This is a genomic window from Ruminiclostridium sufflavum DSM 19573, from assembly GCF_003208175.1.
In the GTDB taxonomy this organism is placed as follows: Bacteria; Bacillota; Clostridia; order Acetivibrionales; family DSM-1351; genus Ruminiclostridium; species Ruminiclostridium sufflavum.
In genome coordinates this window covers 1-22,139 of sequence record NZ_QKMR01000028.1, presented here as the reverse complement: position 1 = coordinate 22,139, position 22,139 = coordinate 1, and the positions used below count along the sequence as shown (strand labels likewise).

The window sequence follows — 22,139 nt, the reverse complement described above, 5'->3', positions numbered from 1 at the left end:
ATGCATATAATATCAGTATAATTTAATTGTGATTTTGCATTAAAATTGCAGAATGGAGATAATAAATATGATTTTAGAATTCAAGACTAAGAATTATAAGTCTTTTGTTGATGAAGCTGTGTTTTCTATGACTGCAGCACCTAAACAAAAGGGGCTAGATTATAGCTTGCTAGTTAAAAAGACAAAAGGGAAAAGTGTAAAGGGACTGTGCTCATCCGTTATATATGGACCGAATGCATCAGGTAAAACTAATATTATTGGTGCCATGGACACTTTTAGGGCTATTGTACTTAGGGGTCATATTCGAAATTCAGAAGATCAATCTTCACCGAATCAAGCTTCAAGTTCATTAGAATTGATACCTAATAATATGGAAAAATGTTCTGAGCCTGTTTTATTCTCTATAGATTTCATAGAAAATGATTTGTTGATTCACTATGAAGTAAACTTGGACTTAGGATGCTTTTTAGATAGCGAATACACAAGAAAAGTATTACGAGAAGAGCTTCATGTAAATAATGAAAAGGTATTCGTCAGGGATGACAAGTTGTCCTTTGGGGATTTTAAGAATATAAACAAATTCCTAGCTGATAACCTTTATAGAAATGAAGATAGCATCATTGAAATATCAAAGAATAGTTTAAATGATGAAGAGCTGTTTTTGATGAATGGGTTTAAGCTGATAATTAGCCAAAGCTTTGTTAAGCTGATTACCAATTGGTTTACAAACAAGTTCATGGTTATCTATAGAGCGGATTCACTACAACTTATCAAACGATTTGTCGACCCACAAAAACAGACTGTTTATGTTGAGACGACAACAAATAATGCAGCAAAGCTGTTTGGGATCAATTCAAATGCACTGGGATATGTAATAAGCGAAAATGAGGCTGATGCAAAGCTATGCTCAATATTTAAAAACATGAAGGATCAAAAAAATGCAATTGTTGCTGCAGAGATATTTGAATCATACGGAACGATTCGTTTCGTAAACATATTTCCTTTAGTAATAAGAGCTATTTTGACAGGCGGTACTTTAGTAGTTGATGAATTTGATGCATCAATCCATCCGATGGCGCTAATGAGCATAATCAATGTATTCCACAATGATGAGATTAACGTAAATAATGCACAATTGATTTTTAATACTCATAATCCGATTTTCTTAAACTCCAACATCTTTAGAAGAGATGAGATAAAGTTTGTAGAACGAGATGATGGCAACAATAACAGTGTATTATACTCCCTGTCTGATTTTGGGACTACTGGCGAAAAGGGTGTTAGAAAGCACGAAGACTATATGAAAAACTACTTTGTCAGCCAATACGGTGCGATAAAAGATATTGATTTTACACCAATCTTTGAGGAATTAATCTCGAGAGAAAGAGAGGTGTAGAAATGGCAAAATTAAAGCAAACGAAGAAGTACTATTTTAGTGTAGAAGGCGAGACTGAACAATGGTATTTCAAATGGCTTCAAAGTCTCATAAATGAAACTCCAGAATCTGTGTTTAAGGTTTCCTTTGATTGCCCTGTTCAAAAGAATCCCCTAAAACGTGCAAAGTCAATTGTCGTAACAGGAAAAACAGATATTTATCATATTTCTGATTATGAGAGTGATGAAGAAATCCATGTACGACAATTCAAAGAAACAATGGACAATATGAAACAAGCAAAAGACTTAGGCAAGCAAATAAACTATAAATTTGGGTATTCAAACCTAACTTTTGATTTATGGATTGTATTACATAAGTCAAACTGCAATGGTTCATTAGCTCATAGGAGATTGTACTTATCGCATATTAACAGTGCTTACGGTGAAAATTTTGAAAACATGGATGAGTACAAACATGAGAACAATTTTAAAAGAATGCTGAGCCAATTGACTTTGCAGAATGTTAAAGATGCCGTTAATCGCGCTAAACAGATTATGAAAAGAAATGCAGAAAACGGATATGTTTTGCAAGAATATAAGGGATACAGGTATTACAAAGAAAATCCTTCTTTAGCAGTTTGGGAAGTTATTGAAAGAGTCTTGGTAGAGTGCGAATTGGTATAGTTGAATATTTAGGAAGGATTAATTCTTGGCAATTTTGCTTATGAGAAATATTATCAAAGCAGAATTGTCAAAATTTCTCGCTTTATAGATATGATTTTGTATAATAGAAAAGTCAAAATCAAATCTATATAGGAGAGGTTAAAATGGTACATAAAAAGAGTATTACAGTCATTCCGCCAGATCCAAAGTATGATTCACATATTAGGATTGAGCAAAAGCAATTGAATGTAGCAGCGTACTGCAGAGTCAGTACAAGATTTGAACAGCAAGAAAACAGCTATGAAGCTCAGATAGCATACTACACAAAAAAGATTGAATCCAACAAGAATTGGAACTGTGTTGGTATATACGCTGATGAAGGGAAGGCAGCTACTGATACAAGATTCCGTGACAGCTTCAATGATATGATTGATGACTGCTATGCTGGCAAAATTGATCTTATCCTTACAAAGTCAATTAGTCGGTTCGCAAGAAATACAGTTGATTTTCTGAGGGTTATTAGGGAGTTAAAAGAGAGGCAAATACGCATCATTTTCGAAAAAGAGAACATCGATACTATGGATAATACCGGTGAGTTATTTATCACCATCTTGAGCAGCCAAGCACAAGAAGAAAGTCGTAACTTAAGTGAAAACACAAGGTGGGGTATTGTTCGGAAATTTGAACAGGGAATTGTTCAGGTAAATCATAACAAGTTTATGGGATATACAAAAGATTCAAATGGTAGATTAATTGTAGTTCCGGGAGAAGCTGAAGTAGTTCAAAAAGTATATGACTTATATGTTGCAGGTTTTAGCGCTTATAAAATTGCGCTAATTCTTGAAACTGAAGGAATAAAAACAACTACCGGAAATGACAAGTGGCATAGCAGTACGATTTACAAAATGCTTCAATGTGAAAAGTATATTGGAGATGCTATTTTGCAAAAGACATATACGATTGATTTTTTCACAAAGAAAAAGGTCATGAATAATGGCTATGTAAAGAAGTATTATGTTAGAAACAGCCATGAGGCAATAATTAGTAAAGAGCTTTATTATAAAGTTCAAGAGGAGCTAAAAAGAAGGAGTACGAAAAAAGCTAGTGATGTTCGAAAGAGATACAGCTCGTCATATCCTTTAAGTGGACTAATTGTTTGTGGAGAATGTAATAACGTATACCACAGAGTAACCTGGTGGAATAAAAGTGGAAAGTCATATGTATGGCGATGTCGGAAACGATTAAAAAATGGAACCACAAAATGCAAAAATTCGCCAACGATAAAAGAGGCAATAATGCTGGAATTGCTAGTGGAATTGTTTATATCAATTCTAGAAACAATAGTTAATGAAGCATCAGCATATTTGTTGAAAACAAAAGCTACGTTAAAGAATTACCTATTAGCTGATAAATTAGAGTTTGATAAAAACGATATAAACAAAGCTGTATTGAATGAGACGATTGATCTGATAGTTATCAAGGATGAAAAAACAGCAACTGTGTACTTTAAATCCGGATTAATTATGGAAAAAGACTTTATCAAGACAATTGAATAATTGTTCAGAATAAAGCTCTCAAACCACATTTTGTTTGAAAGTTTTATTGCGTACAATTTTTACTTACTGGTAAAGTTGTAGCAGCACTTCAAAGTGCCTGACAGAAATGATATACTTCTGATCATAAAGAGCGGAGGTTAAGATTCGAAAAAGCGAATTATTATAACCTGTTTTTAGAGAAAAATACTCCTCCGCCAAGGAACCATCAGGTTCAAACGACATCATTTTTGTCTACTCAAGGCACGTTGAGACAGTCGTGTTGATAGAACGGAAGTAGCTTGATATCAAAGGTTCGGGGCGATAAGCCCCTTTTTTGATGTGTGTTTTATGTTTCCGTGGACACACTTTTTTATGCTTTTTGGTACAGGGGGGTCGTACTTTTACGCAAAATGATACTCGATACGCAAATAGGAAAGGGTTTTTGCGGGATTGTATAGAATTTGTAAATATAAACTATATATACCTAAGTAAGCATACTGAGGCTATAGCTCTTAATATATAGCATATTTGAGGAAGGTGTAAATTATGAACGGAGAGGCATTATGGGATAGTATTATTTCTGATATATCTTGTTCAGATGTTGAATTACAAACAACAACGGGTCTCTGGTTTAGAGCTTTTTATGAAAGAGATAAATTATATGTGGGAATGGCAATGAAACATACTCCGTCAAGCAATCTTTCTAAACAAAGACAAATATCAAAGAGAGATTTTTTATTTGTATATTCATACTATGACCGATGGACTAATGGAGAAAATGGAGTAAGACATGAGGTTAGCAGAAAATCTAGAAATACTGCTTACGTTTTTGCACTTATAGAAAAATTTAAATGATAAAAAGTAAATTAAGGACTAATAACGAATATGCCTAAAAAGGATGAAGTTCATTAAGTGAGTTGAACAGTAATTGGATATAATGATATTTTTATGAGGTAGAAGGTATATGACTATTATTGAAAAAGTAAAAGAGACTTTTTTGGAGTGCGAACCAGGCACCATCTATTTAAGAAGTGAAATTATTAATATGGTAAAAGTAAGGCATGGTGTAAATGAAGGTAGTGTTATACCAAGTGATTATTGCTATAATCTTACAAATAAGGACAAATTATCTAATGAATCTTTAAATGATTTTAAGATTTTTGAATGGATATCTCGAGGAAAATACATATATCGAGGTGAAAACTATTTCTACAAAGGAGCTGTTATAAAAAAACCTTGTAAGATAGTTACAAAAATAGAAAGCTAATTTGACTAAATAATTGGACACTTTGAAAATTTTATATTAAATACGCGAAGGCAGGTGTAAAAATGGCAAGTCATTTTTCAAGTATAGGAATACCATTAAAAAGTCAGGAAGAATTTCAGGCTTACTTTGAAAAGACCTTTAATAAAGGAGAGCATATTAAAGTAAGCAAAGGTACTTATATTAAATGGAGTATGGACTCTAAAGTTGAACTTTGGGGACAACTAAATAACAAGAATGAAGCCATAGGGCTAAATCCTCATTTTTCGGGAACAGCACGTATGAGGGTGCGTATTAGTGAGAAAGTAAAAAATCCAGATAATACTGACCTTGATGGAGCGTTTTATGCAATGACAAGTCCAAATGGTGAAGAAGATGGGGCAAACGGATATCCACTTGTATTTGATGTTCCTGATATTTATACATATGGCAGTATAAAGCTTCCACAAATAGCAAATATTCAACTGTCTGCTTTTGCTCATGAAATAAAAGGATTTGAGTCTGAAGAGGAGTATTTTAATGCTCAAGATAGCGAAATAAAGTTTGCTGTTGAATCATTTATACCATCAGGGTTATTTCATCCTGATGGAGAAAGTACAGTGCCTCCGGAAGCACGAGCTATATTTAGTGGAAGGATAATAGATACAGAAAAATGTATTAATAGACACACAAATGAAGAATATATTTGGGCTAAAGTGACTGTCATGGGGGATGAAATTGATGTTGTTGCAGATCCTGAAATTATAGAAGGAAAATTAATAAAAGGTGGAATCCTAAGTGGTTCGTTTTGGCTAAGTGGAAGAGTTATTGGTGATCTTGTAAAAGAGAAAAAATCCTTCTGGGAGAGACTTTTACACAAGTAATGTTTTACCACAAATTAAAACAATTTTACAAAAATTAACTCCCTCAATAGGATATAACCATATAAACATACCACTTCTACATAAAGGTGTTGTATTTCACGCGAGCCCTACTACTTTTTGGTATTCTTTCCCATTGAGCTAAACCGATCCCGCAGTGATTTCAATGTTTTGCTTTCCGTCTCGATCGTAATTTTATAAGAGTTTTAAAACTAGTATTTTTTTCATCAAATTAAAAGGTATTTTTGTAGCTTAATATACATAATTAGAACAAATATCCAGAGTTATATTGTTAAAGAAATATACAAAGAGTATAATTTAAATAAATATTGTACAATTTTGACACAAAAATGAAGGGTGCATAGTTTGACTTATTTTAATAATCAAAGAAATTTGGTAAAAAATTAAAATTAATTCTGATTATTGTTATTGAAATCATGAAATGGAGAACAATCATTTATAGGATATTTGAGGCAGTTCTTGATAAAAAACAATGAAAGTATATAAAGAAAATAAAATTACTGGTGTTATTCAGCAAAGTGTTGGGAAGAAATGATTATATTTGCTTAGGAAAAATATTGAATCTAGGGGAGAATACATAATGAAAACTATATTTCAGGCATGTAAAGTGAGGGAAAGTGTTTTTGACGAGACTAAAAGGGACGATACCTTGGACCTTGGTAATTTGGTAAATAATTCTATTGATGCTAAACACTTTTTTGAAGAGACTTTTATAACAGAAGGCATGAAGCTTTTATTTGATACAGCATTTAAGAGATTTAGAGGCCAAGCTTCAGGTGGGATAGTCAAGCTTACTCAGGCCATGGGTGGTGGTAAAACACACAATATGGTTGCTCTTGGTCTACTTGCATTAGATAAAAAAGTTAGAAGAGAAATCCTTAACGGTGAATATAAGAATGTTGACTCGGATATAAGGGTAGTAGCATATACAGGTAGAGAAAGTGACTTACAGTATGGGATATGGGGTGAAATTGCAAAACAACTTGGCAAAGAAGAGTTGTTTAATAGCTATTACACACCGTTAAAAGCTCCAGGTCAATCCGCATGGATTAACCTCTTAAAAAGTGATGTTCCTACACTGATATTGCTTGATGAACTTCCTCCATATTTGCAATACACGAAGGCTGTGGAAATAGGAACTGGTACACTTGCTGATATTACTACCAACGCCTTAGCTAATCTGTTCAATGCTATAGGTAAAGCAGAGCTTCATAACGTATGCCTTGTTGTTTCGGACTTACAGGCAACATATGAAGAGGGTTCTCATCTATTACAGCAGTCATTTAAAGAATTAGAAGGAGAAATTGAACGTTCTGCCATTAATATTGAACCAGTAGGAGCTAACACAGATGATTTATACAATATTTTAAGGACTCGATTATTTGAAAAAACTGCCAGTAAAGACGAAATTGCAGAAATATCTTCTGGATTCAGAAATGCAGTTAGTGAAGCCAAAGAAATGAGACTAACAAATGCATCTCCTGAAGAAATAGTTAAAGGAATTCTAACGTCATACCCTTTTCATCCATCTGTTCGTGACATTTTTGCTCGGTTTAAAGAGAACCAAGGATTTCAACAGACGAGAGGATTTATCAGACTTACTCGTATGATGGTAAAAAATCTTTATTCTAAAGATATGATGGCAAAAAAAAGGTATCTTATTAATGCTTTTGATATAAATCTGAATGATAATGAACTGATGACGGCTGTAAAAAGTATAAAACCTGAACTTTCCAATGCGATATCACATGATATAGCAAATCAAGGCAAATCAGTGTCAGAATTAATGGATTTAGAAACAAAAACAAGTGATATGCAGGATTTAAGTAAATTAGTATTAATGTCATCTCTTGCAAGGGTCACTGGGGCTACAATTGGTCTTTCGATGAATGAAATTATTGGATATATGGCTGAACCAGGAAGGGATATAACAAACCTCAAGAAAAACATAGAGGATTTTAAAATAAAAGCATGGTATTTATATACTGATAAAGAAAACAGAATATTTTTCAAGCGTGTTCAGAATGTAAATGCTGAGCTAATTGAGACATCAAAAACCTATTCATACGAAGTTGCTAAATTAAAAATAAAAGAAATGCTAGCTACAAGCTTTAAACCTAAAATGGAAGATTGTTACCAACAAGTATTAGTATTTCCGTCAATTGAAGAGATTGAACTTAAGAAAGATAAAATTACACTGATTTTAACTGAGCCTGTTGTTGGCAATACAGGATTACATTCGGACGTTGAGAAGTTTTATAATGACTCAACAATGAAAAATAGAGTAATGTTCCTTTCAGGACAACGTGTAACGATGGACAAACTTATTGAGATTACAAAAGAATATAAGGCAATTGAATCAATTATTAAGAGAATGGAATATGAAGAAAAATTACCTGCAAATGATAGTCAGCTTATTCAAGCAAAAGACCTTTTCGATAAAATAAGCGTAAGACTATTTTCAAGTATCAGGGAAACATTTATCACGCTTTACTATCCTAAAAAAGATGGTCTTCAGAAGAGTGACTTCAAAATGGAATTCAAAAGCAGTAACTTCGATGCAGAAGAACAAATCAAAAAAGTTCTTATTGAAGTCATGAAGTTCACAACAGATGTAGATCTTAATAACCTTAGAAAAAAATTTGAGGTCAGAATATTTACTGTTCAAAGAATGAGATGGAGTGACCTAATGGAACGTGTTGCAACGACAACGTCATGGGAATGGCACCATCCAAAAGCATTAGAAGAGCTTAAAACTGACGCCTTAAAGAAAGAAATTTGGATTGAAGAAGGAGGCTATCTCGATAAAGAACCGCCAGCACCAGAGACATGTGTAAGTTGTAGAGTTATTAGTAGAGACGATGATACTGGCGAAGTGACATTGAAGATTCTACCTCATAATGGAGATGTAGTTTATTATGAGATTAATAATGATGCAACGATTGCTTCTATGCAAGTTGCGGACATTAATAATTTTAAGACAACAGAGTTGAAACTATCATTTTTATGCGTTGATAGCAAGGGTACTAATTCGACTGGCTCTCTGCTTTATTGGACTAATGATGTTTTACTAAAGCACAAAATTTATGATAATGGAGGTAGCCAATATATCGAACTTAAAGCATCATCACCAAATGTTGTTATTAAATATACAAGTGATGGCTCAAATCCAAAAGATGTAGGTGGAGTATATGATGGTGCATTTGAAATTCCCAAGGGAAGTAAGTATATTCAAGCCATTGCGGTAAATGAAAAAATGGGAATTTATTCAGCAGTTAAGCAGATTGAGGTTAAGGAACAGAAATTTGAACTCGATAAAGACAAACCTGTTAAACTGAATGAGCCTCTTAACGCTACCAATACTACAGAATCCTTTGCTTTAATTGAAAGCATTAGGAAGTTCGATACGAAAGTAAGTGGTGTTAGTATTAATATACAAGAAAAAAACTCGGGGAAATTTGGCTGGTTAAGCTTAGATATGGGTGACTTTGAAGTAGAAAATGTGGATAAGCTAACAGATGAGCTTAATAGTCTGATTGACAATTTCTTTTCAGATAAAAAGTACGAAGTAAATGTTACAATTAATAATATTAAGTTTGAAACAGGGCAAACCTTTGAACAATGGGTTGCTGAACAGAAATCTACCATAGAGTCATATAAAAATAAGATTAGTCAGTAAGGAGGTAACAAATGGCCAAAAATCAAGCTATAGGATTTGGATATATACCTGACGAAACAAAACATCACTTTTTGGCGAGAATTTCCAGAAGCAAAAATAATGAAGTTTATATTTATGAAAGATTTGAATGGGATAATTCTGATGAACAACAGTCGGATATTATAGAGAAAAACCTTAAAGTTGTTATTAATAAGGAAAAATGGGATTCAGTAAAAGATGTGATAGAAAAAGAATTTAACAGGAGATTAAGTGCAACGAATACAATAGTGGGAAAGTTTAAAATTGGTGATATACCAATTGAACGTCTTTTAGGGAAAGAAATGATTCTTCTTCTTTGGGCAATTGAGGATTCTGACCCAAAACTTATAAGCACAGCGATTAAGAATTGGCTCGGACTTAGTCAGGAAGAAAGATGGTGGCTGTTTACAATGGCTAATGCCACTACAGGGTATTACGCAGACAAGCGTGGTTGGAGAAAAGCAATTCGATATGCATTAACAGAAAATCCAGTTGATGAGCGAGGCTTACAGGGTAATATTACTGAGTTTCTTTATAAACAATTTTAATTAAAAGGGGCTTAAAATGTTAGATTTTACAAAATCATTTATAGAGATACAGTTTCCTGTGTCCAAAATATCAAAAGAGAGTTATAAAGAAAGAAAAGCTAATTTGGGTCAAACCTTAACAGGATTAGGAAAATGGTGGGGGCGTAAGCCACTTATTCTTGTAAGAGCTACACTACTTGGTATTCTAATGCCTGTTTCAGAGGACACTGTTAAAGACAAAGACATATTTCTGAAAATTCTTACAATGGATAATGAGGGTCTCTGGAGCAGAAAATCAAAAGCTATAAGCACTAAAGATATATACAGTCATTTAAATACCAAAGAAAGAAAACAGTACTTTGATTCTGAATCTACTTTGGATAAACCTAAATATATCTCGGGGCTAAATAAGGAAGATAAAGAATATCTTCAAAAGTTGGTTTTTAACCGTTTGTCATATGATGAAAAGTTAGTGCTTTGTGAGCGACCTGAGCATGTAATAATTGAAAGTAAGGAAATATGGGAAGAAATCAATTCACACCTAAAAACTAATGCATTTTCTCTTGAAGAATTGGTTAAAGAACTTGGTGCGAAGAGATATGGACATAATCCAAGAGTTGGTGATTGTTTTGCGGGAGGGGGTTCAATTCCGTTTGAATCAGCGAGAATCGGTGCTGATGTCTATGCCTCTGACTTAAATCCTGTAGCATCACTACTAACATGGGCATCACTTAACATTGCAGGGGCATCGGATGATGAGGTTGAAAAGCTTAGAGAGTTCCAGAAAAAGGTCTATCATGATGTAAATAAGCAGGTTATATCTTGGGGAATTGAACACAATGAGAAAGGTCACAGGGCAGATTCTTACCTTTATTGTAATGAGGTTCGATGCCCTGAATGCGGACACAAAGTACCGTTAGCTCCATCGTGGATTATTGGACAGGGGACTAAAACAGTAGTTATTCTAAAAGATAATAATATAGATGGCTTTAATATGGAAGTTGTACAAGGGGCAAACAAAGAACAGTTTCAAGAAGCTAATAATAATATTACCTTTAGAAAGGGTAAGCTTTACTGTCCACATTGTAAAATGGAAACTCCAATGTCTTCTATCAGAGGAGATAGAAGGGATTCAGAAGGAAACACTATTTTTGGACTCAGAAAATGGGAGAAACATGAGTTTGTTCCAAGAGGAAATGATGTATTTCAAGAGCGACTCTATGCAATAAGATATGTTGAGATTTATATAGACGAAAAGGGTAATGAAAAGACAAAAAGGTATTATGCATCACCTTCAATAAAGGATATAGAGCGGGAGAATAAAGTTGTTGAGCTATTAACTGATGTATTTACAGAATGGCAAGAAAAAGGATATATTCCTTCTGCAATAATTGAATCGGGAGAAAAGACTGACGAGCCAATAAGGACAAGAGGATGGAATTATTGGCATCAATTGTTTAACCCAAGGCAGTTGCTAATACATGGGTTGTTTATGCAAAAAACTGATAAGTATGCGAAGAATAATTACGAACTAGTAATGGGATTATTAGGTATAAATAAGATTTGTGATTGGGACTCAAAACTGGCACGATGGGATTCAGCACCAGCAAGCGAAAAAATAGCACAGACTTTTAGCAATCAAGCATTAAATACGATTTTTAATTTTCCTTCAAGAGGAGTTAGTACGACAACAACATCTTGGTTTTTTAATATTAATAATACAAAAATAATGAGTAAGGCTAATATAGATTTATTTGATGCAAGAATAATAAATAATATTGCGGACATATGGATTACAGACCCACCATATGCGGATGCAGTTAATTATCATGAGCTTACAGAGTTCTTCCTATCATGGGATAAAGGACTTATTGAAAAAGCTTTTCCAGAATGGTATACAGATTCTAAGCGTGTATTGGCAGTCAAAGGGACTGGGCAATCCTTCAACGAAAGCATGATTGAGGTATATAAGAGCCTTAAAAATCACATGCCCGATAATGGCACACAAGTTGTCATGTTTACTCACCAGGATGTAAAGGTATGGTCTGAGCTTGCTATGATTTTGTGGTCGGCTGGACTTAGGGTAGTGTCAGCATGGAATATAGCAACTGAGACAGAAGCTTCGGGTTTAAAGCAAGGAAACTATGTAAAAGGGACTGTGCTTTTAACACTGAAAAAGCAAATTTCAAATGAGATAGTATTCCAGGATGAACTTTACGATGAAATCAAGTATGAAGTTGAAAAAATCATTGATTCAATGCATGATTTAGATAATAAAGATGACCCAGACTTTACGGATGCAGATTATTTATTGGCTTCATATGCTTCATCGCTTAAGGTTTTAACTGCATATAAAGAAATTGAAGGTATAGATGTCCATTATTGGCTGAGTCAACCAAGGAATAGCACGCAGGAAAATCCAATTGAAGCTCTTATCAATAAAGCTGTAAAAATAGCTTATGACTATTTAATCCCAGAAGGGTTTGATAAGATACATTGGAAAGATTTAACTCCTGATGAAAGATTTTTTATTAGAGGGCTTGAGATTGAGATGAATGGTAATTATCAAATAAGCTCCTATCAAGAACTTGCAAGAGGGTTTGGAGTTAAAGAATATGCTGACATGTTTGCAGAGTTTAAGGCAAATTCAACAAGACTTATGACACCGTCGGAATTTAAAATGAAAAATCTGGGTAATGGCGGTTTTAGTTCCTCAATAGTTCGCCATTTGCTGGTTGCGATTAATGAATGTACAAATTCAAAATCAACAGTAGAAGGCAGGAGTTATTTGAAGTCTATTTACTCTGAAAACAATGAATTCTGGTACAAGAAACCAATCATGATAGAAGTATTAAGTTTCATATCAAGGTTAGAACATGTCGAGAATATGGCACTTTGGCATGAACATGCATACTTTGCAAAGATTTTGAAAGAAGCTCTTAAAAATGAAGGTGTTTAAGGGGACTAGTATATGATAAATCGTTATTCCTCAAGAAGAGAGTCATTGACTGATTCTCTTCTTAAAAAGAAGCTAATAGATGCTCAAAGTTATGATAGGATTGCAGGATATTTCCGTTCTTCTATTTTTGAGGTTGCAGGGGAAGAATTAGAAAATATCTCAGGGCAAATCAGAGTGATATGCAATTCGGATTTGTCAGTTGAAGATGTTGCAACGGCTAAAATGGCTCAAAGTGCCATACGAAAAGAATGGTGCGAATATAAGCCTGAAGAATTACCTAATCCAGGTAGACGCTTTGAAAAGTTATATAACCTTCTTTCGTCAGGAAAAATGGAAGTAAAAGTGCTTCCCAATGAAAGGTTCGGTCTTATTCATGGCAAGGCAGGGGTTATTACTTTAAGTGATGGTTCTCGTACTTCTTTTTTAGGTAGTGTTAATGAATCGGAAATGGCATGGAAATTGAATTATGAACTCATGTGGGAAGATTCATCTCCCGAAGGTGTTAATTGGGTTCAAGATGAGTTTAATGCTTTATGGACAGATAAAACCGCTATACCTCTTGCTGATTTTGTTATTGAAGATATTAAAAGAATAGCAAATAGAACTGTTATTGATGATGTTATTAGTTGGCGTGAGGAAGATAATGCAACATCATCCGTAGCAGTTGAATTACCTGTATTTCGAGAACAATTAGGTTTATGGGAACACCAAAAGTATTTTGTAGATTTGGCTTTCAGAGAACATAAACAGTCCTATGGTGCAAGATTCATATTAGCGGACCAGGTGGGTCTTGGTAAAACAATTCAGCTTGCAATGTCAGCTCAATTGATGGCATTATATGGGGACAAACCTGTACTTATAATAGTGCCCAAAACTCTTATTTGGCAATGGCAGGGAGAACTAGATACATTACTTGACCTTCCTTGTGCTGTGTGGAACGGAAAAGAGTGGGTTGATGAAAATGGGTTAAAATATCCCAATAGAGGCAATCAAGATATTAGTAAGTGCCCAAGACGTATTGGTATATTGTCACAAGGACTAATTGTATCTCAATCTCCAATAATAGAGCACCTTTTGAACAAAGAATATGAATGTATAATAGTGGATGAAGCTCATAGAGCAAGACGACAAAATTTTGGGAATGGGAAAGAATACCATAGCCCTGAGATGAACAATCTGTATAAATTCTTAATGCAGATTTCAACAAGGACAAAAAGTATACTACTAGCTACGGCAACACCAATTCAGCTTTATCCAGTAGAACTTTGGGACTTAATGAATATTCTGTCCCAAAAGAATGATAGTGTTCTTGGTAGTAAATCAGCTTTATGGAGAAAGCCTGAACGTGTACCTCAGGGGTTAGATTTGATAATGGGGAAAGTAACAAAGGAGTTTTTCGACCTTGAGAACTGGGATTGGATTCGTAATCCTTTTCCACCGAAATATGAAGACGCTACATTTGCGTCAGTTAGAAGTAGTAACAACATGAATGATGATGATTTTGTTTTAAGCAAGGGCTATGTTGAACTATTACCAAAAGAAAGACAACGTATTGGGAATATGCTAACGAAAAAATTCTTCGCAAATTTTAATCCATACATCCGTCATGTTATTAGGCGTGAAAGAAAGTATTTAGAAGATACCATTGACCCAAATACAAATGAGCCATTTTTGAAAAAGATTGAGGTAATCCTTCATGGGGAAGATGATGATGAGGCTTTGACCCTTACTGGATACTTAAAGCAAGCATATGAGTATGCTGAAGAATTTTGTAATGAAATAGGGAAACGTTCAAAGAGTTCAGGATTTTTAAAAACGTTATTATTAAAGCGTATTGGAAGCTCTATTGAGGCAGGAAAAAATACTGGCTATAAGATGCTTAATGAGTGGAATACGGGTTTGTCTGATTTAACAGATGAAGAAGATGAAGTCCGTATAGACTCAGACATTAAAAATCTCACAGAAGTAGAATCGTTATTACTTAATAATTATGTTAAAGCGTTAGAATCAAATGAAGCGAGAGACCCCAAATATGATAAAACTGTTGAGTTATTAAAAGATGAAAAATGGTTAGACAAAGGTGTAATTATTTTCTCACAATATTTTGATACTGCAAGGTGGGTTGCTGAGGGCTTATCCAAGGAGTTTAATGATGAACCGATTGGTCTTTATGCTGGAGGCTCTAAATCAGGTGTGTACTTAAGTGGAAGTTTTAAAAAGAAAGAAAAAGAAGAAATAAAACATGCTGTTAAAACAAGAGATATAAAGGTTTTGGTTGGAACTGATTCAGCCAGTGAGGGGCTAAATTTACAAACATTGGGGAATCTTATTAATATTGACTTGCCATGGAATCCTACAAGGCTTGAGCAAAGGAAAGGTCGTATACAAAGAATTGGTCAATTGAATGACACTGTACATATCTATAATATGAGATATAAAGATTCAGTTGAAGATAGAGTTCATCACTTGCTTTCTTCCAGACTTGAAAGTATATACAGCGTATTTGGACAATTACCTGATGTTTTAGAAGATGTTTGGATTGAAATTGCTGTAGGGGATAAAGCTAAGGCGCTAGAGATTATTGATTCTGTTCCGAAAGTTCATCCATTCGAAAATCGGTACAATATGGGAGTGGAACATATTGATTGGGAAACTTGTTCTAGGGTACTAGATAAAAAGGAGAAACGTAAGTATTTTGAACAAAGCTGGAAATAACGAGATCTAATGATATATGGTATGCTGTTAATGACTATTGATAGTAAAATTTATTACAGACTCAATTATTTAATACTATTATTCATAAACATTTCATTTATAGCATTCTCCAACATAACTGACCGTATTTTCTAGTGTGCTTGCATAAATGCTTTTTTTGAAGATATAGTCTAACGTTATAGCAATATTAGTGCAAAATGAAACTGGATGATTTATTTTGCATGTTCACCCATAAATCAGCTTTTGATATAGCTAGAATCACAAAAACTGGTGTTTTTATGATTGTCGTATCTACATATTAGTTTGTGTGTACAAGGTATATATGGAAATAATTATACAGTCATGTTGGATTTTAAATTTTGTGAATTTTATTTTATTACTTTAGGTTAACCAGAAATTTTATGTAATATTAAAAACCTTCTCAACCAAAAAATTCAACTGCTTTTTAATATTACTAAAATCAGTATTCAAATCCAAAGTTTTTACACTTATACAGTTGCCACTCATCATATAGTCATTATCTGGTGTGATTTCTTCATCAGTTTTTGCGTAGAGAAGGATACCGCTAACATTGCCGGAATTAGTGGTGTCCAGATTTTTAACATAAGTAAAAATCTGATATAAGTTACCGGAATGAATAGTACAACTATTATAAAGGCTATTGGTTTGCATGGTATGCGAATAATACTTGGTATCAATAATAAGTATTTTCCCCTTGTGTTCTATTGTAATATCTGTTTTCATAGCTGGTAAAAAATCAGTAATGTTATCATCAACATCCCAGTCAATTTGAGCCGCTGTCACTTTATACTCAGGGAAATGTTTCCTATAGTATTCAAATACAAAGCGTTGATATAAATTATGTATTCTTTGGTCATCTAAATAACGGGCAAGCTTTCTTGAACCATTGGTTTCAGTTAGTAGTAGCCCGTTAATTATTAAATAACATATATTGATTAACATTTTATATGTAGAATTATTTCGCTGATATTTAATGCTTGACCACTTAATTTTATTCGGAATAATTTCATCGACATTAGTAAAATAGAGCATAACCTTTTTAAGCTCTTTCTTTTGCCGAGCATTAACTTCAGTGGAACGTATTAGTAACATGGCAGTTGTTTTAAGGATCTGATTCATATATGAATTTTCTGTGTACACATCAAAATCACATACCAACTGCTTTTTAAGTATCGTTTGCTGCTTTAAAGAAGAGGATATATCAATTTTACCTATAGAGGAACTAAGAGACTCCGAGTGGATTTTATACTCTTTGCCTAATCCTCTTTTTATTTGTATTGCAATTCCTTTTGCCAGAATTGAGGCTAACAAGTCATATATGTATTCAAATTCCTCTTCAGCAATACTCAGATAACCAGCTTCATTAAGTACTCCAAATGCATAAGCAAGCATATGGTAAATGTTTTGTAATTTAATCATTTAAAGCACCACACAATTTCTTAGTCCATTGCTCAATTTTTGATTGATCTTCAAACCAATACTCATTGAGAAGTGGAATAAGTTCATAATTTATAACTGATAATAGCCATTCATCTGTAATTTCTTCTTTAGTACAAAGATAACTGTGACCAATCCTAAAACCGTCACCAAGAGACTCATCCTTGGAGATTACTTCATTTAACGCCTTTATCTGCTCTACTAAAGCTGTGAATTTCGGGTATGATTTTTCATTGAGAATTGCTTTGAAACCTTCCGAATCAAAGGCTGGTTCAAGCTCAAAAAAAGCAAATCTTCTTCTAAGCGCATAATCAATCATTGCAAGGCTACGATCAGCAGTATTCATCATGCCTATGATATGTACATTTTTAGGTACAGAAAATAATTCATTTGAATAAAGCAGTCTTAGCTTTTCACCTCGTTTGTCAGTCTCAATAAGCATTAATAATTCACCAAATATTTTACTTAAGTTACCTCTATTTATTTCGTCGATGATAAAGAAATAATCTCTCTCATTATCATCCTGTGCTGTTTTGCAAAAATCATAGAATGGTCCACAACTCAAATCAAAGCCTTCTTTTGTTGGACGATAACCCATGATAAAGTCTTCGTAGCTATAACTTTGATGAAATTGAACCATCATAACGCGGCTTGTATCACATTTCCCCATTATTGAAAAAGCCAGCCTTTTAGCAGTAAAGGTTTTACCAACACCTGGTGCACCTTGAAGAATAATATTCATTTTGACCTTTATAAGCTTTACCAGAGATTCATATCTGTCTGCATCAATAAATACTTCGTTAAGGAAGTCAGCATCTGTATAATCAGGATATCGGACTTCTTTCTTTTCTGGTAATTCTACTTCAGTATCATCGCTTGCAAACAGGGTCTCTAGCTTTTGAACATAATCAGTATAGTATGTGATGTCTGTGAGGGTTTTCATTGCTGCTTTCCCTGGATGATCCCATTCACCATTATGTGTCCAATTCATTTTACGAGTATGAGTATATTCATTTCGAGATGGGTCATAGATATAATCAGATTCTACAACACCTCGACCGATAATTTTATGGATGCCTTTTTTTACATAAACTATATCACCAATCTGCATTTCATTTACGAACTGCCATGTTGCAAGAGCTTGATTCATATATGAGTAATCTTCACCGTATAATTCTTTCATTTTAGTCTTCATTGAATCTTTGGATTTGTATTGCTCTAGGTCACCCATGTCATCCCAACCGATACCCATAATGTTATTTGTATAGAATTCATCCCAAAAACGAGAACTTTCACCAGGAGCATATAACCAATACTTTATTTCATTTCGGGCAACAATAAAGGATTCGTCCGTATCAGTTCTTTTTTGTTTATTAATTTCCATCCATTTGTAAAAAATCTCACTTGCGATTTCTTCATTAATAGGTGCAGTCATACCTTTTTCTGTTAGCTTCCAGATTCCACGTATAGATTTATCTATAAAATCCTCGTAGGCTAAATAGTTTCTTGCAAAAGCTATTTCATTATCAAATTTCTTTGTACCTGTTTTCCCACGTGTTTCGTTAATGATTTTATCTGGTAGGTTTAAGTCGGAAATTATTTGATTTCGTACCTGTTCTGGAGTACCAGAACCTCCTAACTTTTTTATAGCATTTACAATAGGATTAAACCATTTAAGAAAGCTAGCAGTTGAAATTTTTTTAGAAGTAGGTTCTATGCTTGTAGATTTCCATGCAATGCAGGATAACTCAGGAAAATTTTTGAAGTTGATTCCTTCTCTCTTAAAGAAAGTTTTGCAGAGTGAAATGATATTTAAGTACATCTGGGCAGTTGGAACCTGCTTAAAATTCGTAATATTATGTACTTCTTTCGCATAAGAACTACTATCTTCAGTTAAAAAACTTCTGTTTCTCTCATCAAGGTTTAGATAGGAATATGGGCGTATCCAATATAGACCCATTGTTATGTTCCATTTTATACTAATTTGCTTGCGTACTTTATCATAGTCAACAATAAAAGCATTTCGGGTGACATCTGATGGGTTGTCTGCATAAGCAATAGCGGCTTCAAAAAGATTCCACAGATTTGAAATGTCATCAGAGTTTCTGTCCTTTTTATATCCAAAAAACCAAGCTTTTAAATTATTTAAAACGGGGATACCATCAAATTCTGTTGGTACTTCTGACTTTACACAAAGTTTTGAGCCAATTGATTTCATTAGGGCAATTCTATTATCATTTGTTATACCTTTGTTAAAGCAGCCAAAAACCGTAAACGGACAAATATCATCAAGCAGTTCACCATTGTCCACGAATGGAAATTTCATTCCTAAGCTATCATATGAATCCTTTATGCCTAAAAGCAATTGTGTACGGTTATTTTTAAATAGTAGCAGTTTATCTGCAAATTCTGAATAGAATGTTGTCCATGCAAATGCCGTATTTGAATTATTATTTTCCATGTTGCACCGCCTATATAAAATTTAATTTATCATCATTAGAGTAATTTACAAATAATTATATCATATTGAATTTTCAAAATATTACTATTTTTTTAACTGTTTTGAACTTATAATAAATTTTATATTATATAAAGGATAATTTTACATTAAATAGAATTATTATATAAAAGGAGTTGATGATTTATGGCATTTAGATGGGATACTCGTCATCTATCGCCTCAAGCACAGCAAATTATTAGCAAAAGAGATGATACTGACAGATTTATAAAGGAAAATTTGAGGTTAGAACGAGAAAGTGAAAAAAAGATTATTTACCCAATAGCCATTTTTATGAGATTAGGAATAGATACATATTCTAGACTTAATGGTGTGGAAACTTTGAAGCAATATGAAAATTTTTGCGGAATAAATAAATCAGTTTGGTTTTCTACCGATTCGTTAGCGACTGGAATGTCGGAAAAGAGAAGAACAGAATTTTTAAGTGAAATAAACAGTGGCAATACTGTTGAGGTGTTTTTTGCTATAGGTAAAAGTGGAGGAGGTAATAATGATATTCAATACAAAGCAGAAGTAATAGATATAAAAACTGATGCTGAAGGTATTGGTTCCCCAGAAAAAATATTGACACCAGATTTATGGAAAGATGATAAAAAGAAAATATGGATTAAGATTAAAGACATAGTGCCTACGGGATTGAAAGCAGAGGATTTTATTGTACAGAAAACCAAGAAAGTTTTAGCAAAATCAATTGAAAAATCTCAATATCATTTTGGGTACATAGAAAGGAAATAAACCTTATCAAAAACTATGAAAGTTGTATTTTGTGAATTACTTTTAACATAGAAAGCCATATAATTTACATTATCTTTTGGACATTTTGTTTCATTGTACATTATTTTTGATGAGAGGAATTTTAAGAATGGATATTTTATCAATTTACAAAACGCTTAAAGAAACACCATCAGATTATTTGGCTTATGCAGTGCTTATATTTATTTCAGTATGGTTATTTAGAGAAATTCGTTCTACATATTTGAAAAATATATCTGATGAATTGGTTAGAAGTGAAAAAAACTTAAGCATTTACTCTAAGGCATATAGGAGTATTTGTAAATATGAGAGGATGGAAATTGATTTAGATGAGCTTTCTATACAATTAGAATCACTACCATCAATATGCTCAAAAAAAGTATTTATATTATATTTAGATTGGGAAAAAGATAAAAATTCCACAGTTATTTCTGAAATGAAACAATGTATAGAAAACGAAATGAATTTTCACAAATCACAGCAAAGTTCAGAATTAACAAGTTGGGTAAGAAGTGACTCTTTTCTTGATGCTTTTCCAAATTTTATAAAGAAGAGTCCTTCAAAATCTTTTTTTTGGCCTGCTGTATATACTTTCCTTATATTATTAGCTAGTGTTTTTTTTGTAGCTACGACAATTTATGTTTCTATGCAAAGTACCATAAATCAAATATTGTTTTCGTTTTATATATTTGGGGGAGTACTTTTAGTTGTTTCAACTATGAGCATACTTGAATTCATTTTGTTTAAAAAGATAATAAAAAAATTACCTTTCTTTATTTCAACTATTTTTTTCGCTGGTCTTAACGCAACTATTTTAAGTTTTACGCCACATTTTGGGGGGATAATTATAGCATTAATTTGTGTTATATATTGGTATGTTATTTTTAAGTATAAACTAATAAAAAACGATTAGAAATAATAAATTCATAACAATATTTATCAACATTTATTGCAAACATTATCAACAATATTATCCACATGATATACAAGTTATATAACGTAGCACACAAAGTTATTAACAATATCCACAGGGGATTTATTCACAAAAATATTCACAACTTATTTCTTAACTTTTTTTGAAAACTACTATTTGATTTAAAATATATACAGAATATTTTAAAATCAAATAATTTATGGACGAGTTGTTTTTACGTCTTCCCACCCCTTCAAAAACCCCATACTATAAAAATAGGTCTCACTTCCGCAAGCTTCACAAAACCGTGCATTTTCAGGATTTTCATAGCTGCAGCCACCTTTATCAACATACCAACCATTATGACAATAGTTGTGTAGTACCATGTTGCACTTGGGGCAGGCACCATCCGGCCACTTGTATGAAGTCTCACCACAGTATGGGCAATCAGCATATAAATAAATATCAGTGCATACTGTTTCATAATATGATTTCTTTTCAACGCCGTTAAGATTGTTTTTTAGAGTGTTTCCACATATTCGGCAGTATCTGGCTGCCTTGTGTGCATATTTCGGCCGCATCCGGACACTGATTCCGGAAACATCCGGACAGCATTTCGGAATTATCCGGACACCTTGTCGAGTTAATAAATTAACTGCTACTCTTTAATCAGTATGATTAAAGGGGGCCAGACGATGAGGAGGCTGGAAATGCTGAAAGCAAGAGAAATTTTAAGGTTGAAACATGAAGTAGGACTATCACTAAGAGAAATTGGTAAGGCATGTAATTGTGGCAAATCAACTGTATCCGAAATTCTAACAAGAGCCGAAAAGGCAGGGATATCATGGCCTATTGACCTTAGTGATAAAAAATTAATGTCTA

The 22,139-nt window shown here is 33.3% G+C and carries 16 protein-coding genes; 13 read left to right on the top strand and 3 right to left on the bottom strand.

Going from position 1 to position 22,139, the window contains the following annotated elements; genetic code table 11:
* Window positions 1–67: 67 nt before the first annotated feature.
* The 10 genes from LY28_RS17165 (at window position 68) to LY28_RS17120 (ending at window position 15,615) form a co-directional block, all read left to right on the top strand.
* Window positions 68–1,396 (top strand): AAA family ATPase, encoded by a 1,329-nt coding sequence (locus LY28_RS17165; RefSeq protein WP_110463408.1) that lies wholly within the window; start codon window positions 68–70, stop codon window positions 1,394–1,396.
* A gap of 2 nt (window positions 1,397–1,398) precedes the next feature.
* On the top strand, window positions 1,399–2,058 hold the full coding sequence (locus tag LY28_RS17160; RefSeq protein WP_110463407.1) for an RloB family protein: 660 nt from the start codon (window positions 1,399–1,401) through the stop codon (window positions 2,056–2,058).
* Window positions 2,059–2,201: 143 nt separating this feature from the next.
* The gene (locus LY28_RS17155) at window positions 2,202–3,593 is read left to right on the top strand and encodes a recombinase family protein (RefSeq protein WP_110463406.1); all 1,392 of its coding nucleotides are present in this window, start codon (window positions 2,202–2,204) and stop codon (window positions 3,591–3,593) included.
* A 525-nt stretch (window positions 3,594–4,118) separates the two neighbouring features.
* Window positions 4,119–4,427, top strand: coding sequence for a hypothetical protein (locus LY28_RS17150; RefSeq protein WP_110463405.1), 309 nt, complete (start codon window positions 4,119–4,121; stop codon window positions 4,425–4,427).
* Window positions 4,428–4,536: 109 nt separating this feature from the next.
* Window positions 4,537–4,839 (top strand): DUF7225 domain-containing protein, encoded by a 303-nt coding sequence (locus LY28_RS17145; RefSeq protein WP_110463404.1) that lies wholly within the window; start codon window positions 4,537–4,539, stop codon window positions 4,837–4,839.
* 62 nt (window positions 4,840–4,901) lie between these two features.
* Window positions 4,902–5,699: a hypothetical protein gene (locus LY28_RS17140; protein ID WP_110463403.1), complete on the top strand. Its 798-nt coding sequence runs from the start codon at window positions 4,902–4,904 to the stop codon at window positions 5,697–5,699.
* 598 nt (window positions 5,700–6,297) lie between these two features.
* A complete protein-coding gene (locus LY28_RS17135) occupies window positions 6,298–9,396 on the top strand; it encodes a DUF499 domain-containing protein (RefSeq protein WP_110463402.1) in 3,099 nt (1,032 codons plus the stop codon).
* Between the two features lie 11 nt (window positions 9,397–9,407).
* Window positions 9,408–9,962, top strand: coding sequence for a DUF3780 domain-containing protein (locus tag LY28_RS17130; protein WP_110463401.1), 555 nt, complete (start codon window positions 9,408–9,410; stop codon window positions 9,960–9,962).
* A gap of 16 nt (window positions 9,963–9,978) precedes the next feature.
* Window positions 9,979–12,900, top strand: a complete 2,922-nt coding sequence (locus LY28_RS17125) for an anti-phage-associated DUF1156 domain-containing protein (protein ID WP_110463400.1) — start codon at window positions 9,979–9,981, stop codon at window positions 12,898–12,900.
* Window positions 12,901–12,912: 12 nt separating this feature from the next.
* Window positions 12,913–15,615, top strand: coding sequence for a phospholipase D-like domain-containing anti-phage protein (locus LY28_RS17120; protein ID WP_110463399.1), 2,703 nt, complete (start codon window positions 12,913–12,915; stop codon window positions 15,613–15,615).
* 399 nt (window positions 15,616–16,014) lie between these two features.
* On the opposite strand, the gene mcrC is transcribed toward LY28_RS17120, so the two are convergent.
* On the bottom strand, window positions 16,015–17,055 hold the full coding sequence (gene mcrC / locus LY28_RS17115) for a 5-methylcytosine-specific restriction endonuclease system specificity protein McrC (protein WP_110463398.1): 1,041 nt from the start codon (window positions 17,053–17,055) through the stop codon (window positions 16,015–16,017).
* Window positions 17,048–19,534, bottom strand: coding sequence for an AAA family ATPase (locus LY28_RS17110; protein ID WP_110463397.1), 2,487 nt, complete (start codon window positions 19,532–19,534; stop codon window positions 17,048–17,050). The genes mcrC and LY28_RS17110 overlap by 8 nt, the downstream gene beginning before the upstream one ends.
* A 183-nt stretch (window positions 19,535–19,717) precedes the next feature.
* On the opposite strand from LY28_RS17110, the gene LY28_RS17105 reads away from it, so the two are divergent.
* Together LY28_RS17105 and LY28_RS17100 are read left to right on the top strand one after the other, a co-directional pair.
* Window positions 19,718–20,326, top strand: a complete 609-nt coding sequence (locus LY28_RS17105; protein WP_110463396.1) for a hypothetical protein — start codon at window positions 19,718–19,720, stop codon at window positions 20,324–20,326.
* 127 nt (window positions 20,327–20,453) lie between these two features.
* Window positions 20,454–21,257, top strand: a complete 804-nt coding sequence (locus tag LY28_RS17100) for a hypothetical protein (protein WP_110463395.1) — start codon at window positions 20,454–20,456, stop codon at window positions 21,255–21,257.
* A 253-nt stretch (window positions 21,258–21,510) separates the two neighbouring features.
* On the opposite strand, the gene LY28_RS17095 is transcribed toward LY28_RS17100, so the two are convergent.
* Window positions 21,511–21,741 (bottom strand): hypothetical protein, encoded by a 231-nt coding sequence (locus tag LY28_RS17095; RefSeq protein WP_165835613.1) that lies wholly within the window; start codon window positions 21,739–21,741, stop codon window positions 21,511–21,513.
* A 211-nt stretch (window positions 21,742–21,952) separates the two neighbouring features.
* Between LY28_RS17095 and LY28_RS17090 the strand changes: the two genes are divergently transcribed.
* A partial coding sequence (locus LY28_RS17090; protein WP_207658133.1) for a helix-turn-helix domain-containing protein occupies window positions 21,953–22,139 on the top strand: 187 nt, incomplete at its 3' end.

What these genes read in the sequence shown, in the direction of transcription:
- LY28_RS17160 (WP_110463407.1), top strand. Translation starts at nt 1,399, where the DNA reads ATGGCAAAATTAAAGCAAACGAAGAAGTACTATTTTAGTGTAGAAGGC.
- LY28_RS17155 (WP_110463406.1), top strand. Translation starts at nt 2,202, where the DNA reads ATGGTACATAAAAAGAGTATTACAGTCATTCCGCCAGATCCAAAGTAT.
- LY28_RS17130 (WP_110463401.1), top strand. Translation starts at nt 9,408, where the DNA reads ATGGCCAAAAATCAAGCTATAGGATTTGGATATATACCTGACGAAACA.
- LY28_RS17165 (WP_110463408.1), top strand. Translation starts at nt 68, where the DNA reads ATGATTTTAGAATTCAAGACTAAGAATTATAAGTCTTTTGTTGATGAA.
- LY28_RS17095 (WP_165835613.1), bottom strand. Translation starts at nt 21,741, where the DNA reads ATGAAACAGTATGCACTGATATTTATTTATATGCTGATTGCCCATACT.
- LY28_RS17120 (WP_110463399.1), top strand. Translation starts at nt 12,913, where the DNA reads ATGATAAATCGTTATTCCTCAAGAAGAGAGTCATTGACTGATTCTCTT.
- LY28_RS17125 (WP_110463400.1), top strand. Translation starts at nt 9,979, where the DNA reads ATGTTAGATTTTACAAAATCATTTATAGAGATACAGTTTCCTGTGTCC.
- LY28_RS17145 (WP_110463404.1), top strand. Translation starts at nt 4,537, where the DNA reads ATGACTATTATTGAAAAAGTAAAAGAGACTTTTTTGGAGTGCGAACCA.
- LY28_RS17150 (WP_110463405.1), top strand. Translation starts at nt 4,119, where the DNA reads ATGAACGGAGAGGCATTATGGGATAGTATTATTTCTGATATATCTTGT.
- LY28_RS17135 (WP_110463402.1), top strand. Translation starts at nt 6,298, where the DNA reads ATGAAAACTATATTTCAGGCATGTAAAGTGAGGGAAAGTGTTTTTGAC.
- LY28_RS17140 (WP_110463403.1), top strand. Translation starts at nt 4,902, where the DNA reads ATGGCAAGTCATTTTTCAAGTATAGGAATACCATTAAAAAGTCAGGAA.
- mcrC (WP_110463398.1), bottom strand. Translation starts at nt 17,055, where the DNA reads ATGATTAAATTACAAAACATTTACCATATGCTTGCTTATGCATTTGGA.
- LY28_RS17105 (WP_110463396.1), top strand. Translation starts at nt 19,718, where the DNA reads ATGGCATTTAGATGGGATACTCGTCATCTATCGCCTCAAGCACAGCAA.
- LY28_RS17110 (WP_110463397.1), bottom strand. Translation starts at nt 19,534, where the DNA reads ATGGAAAATAATAATTCAAATACGGCATTTGCATGGACAACATTCTAT.
- LY28_RS17100 (WP_110463395.1), top strand. Translation starts at nt 20,454, where the DNA reads ATGGATATTTTATCAATTTACAAAACGCTTAAAGAAACACCATCAGAT.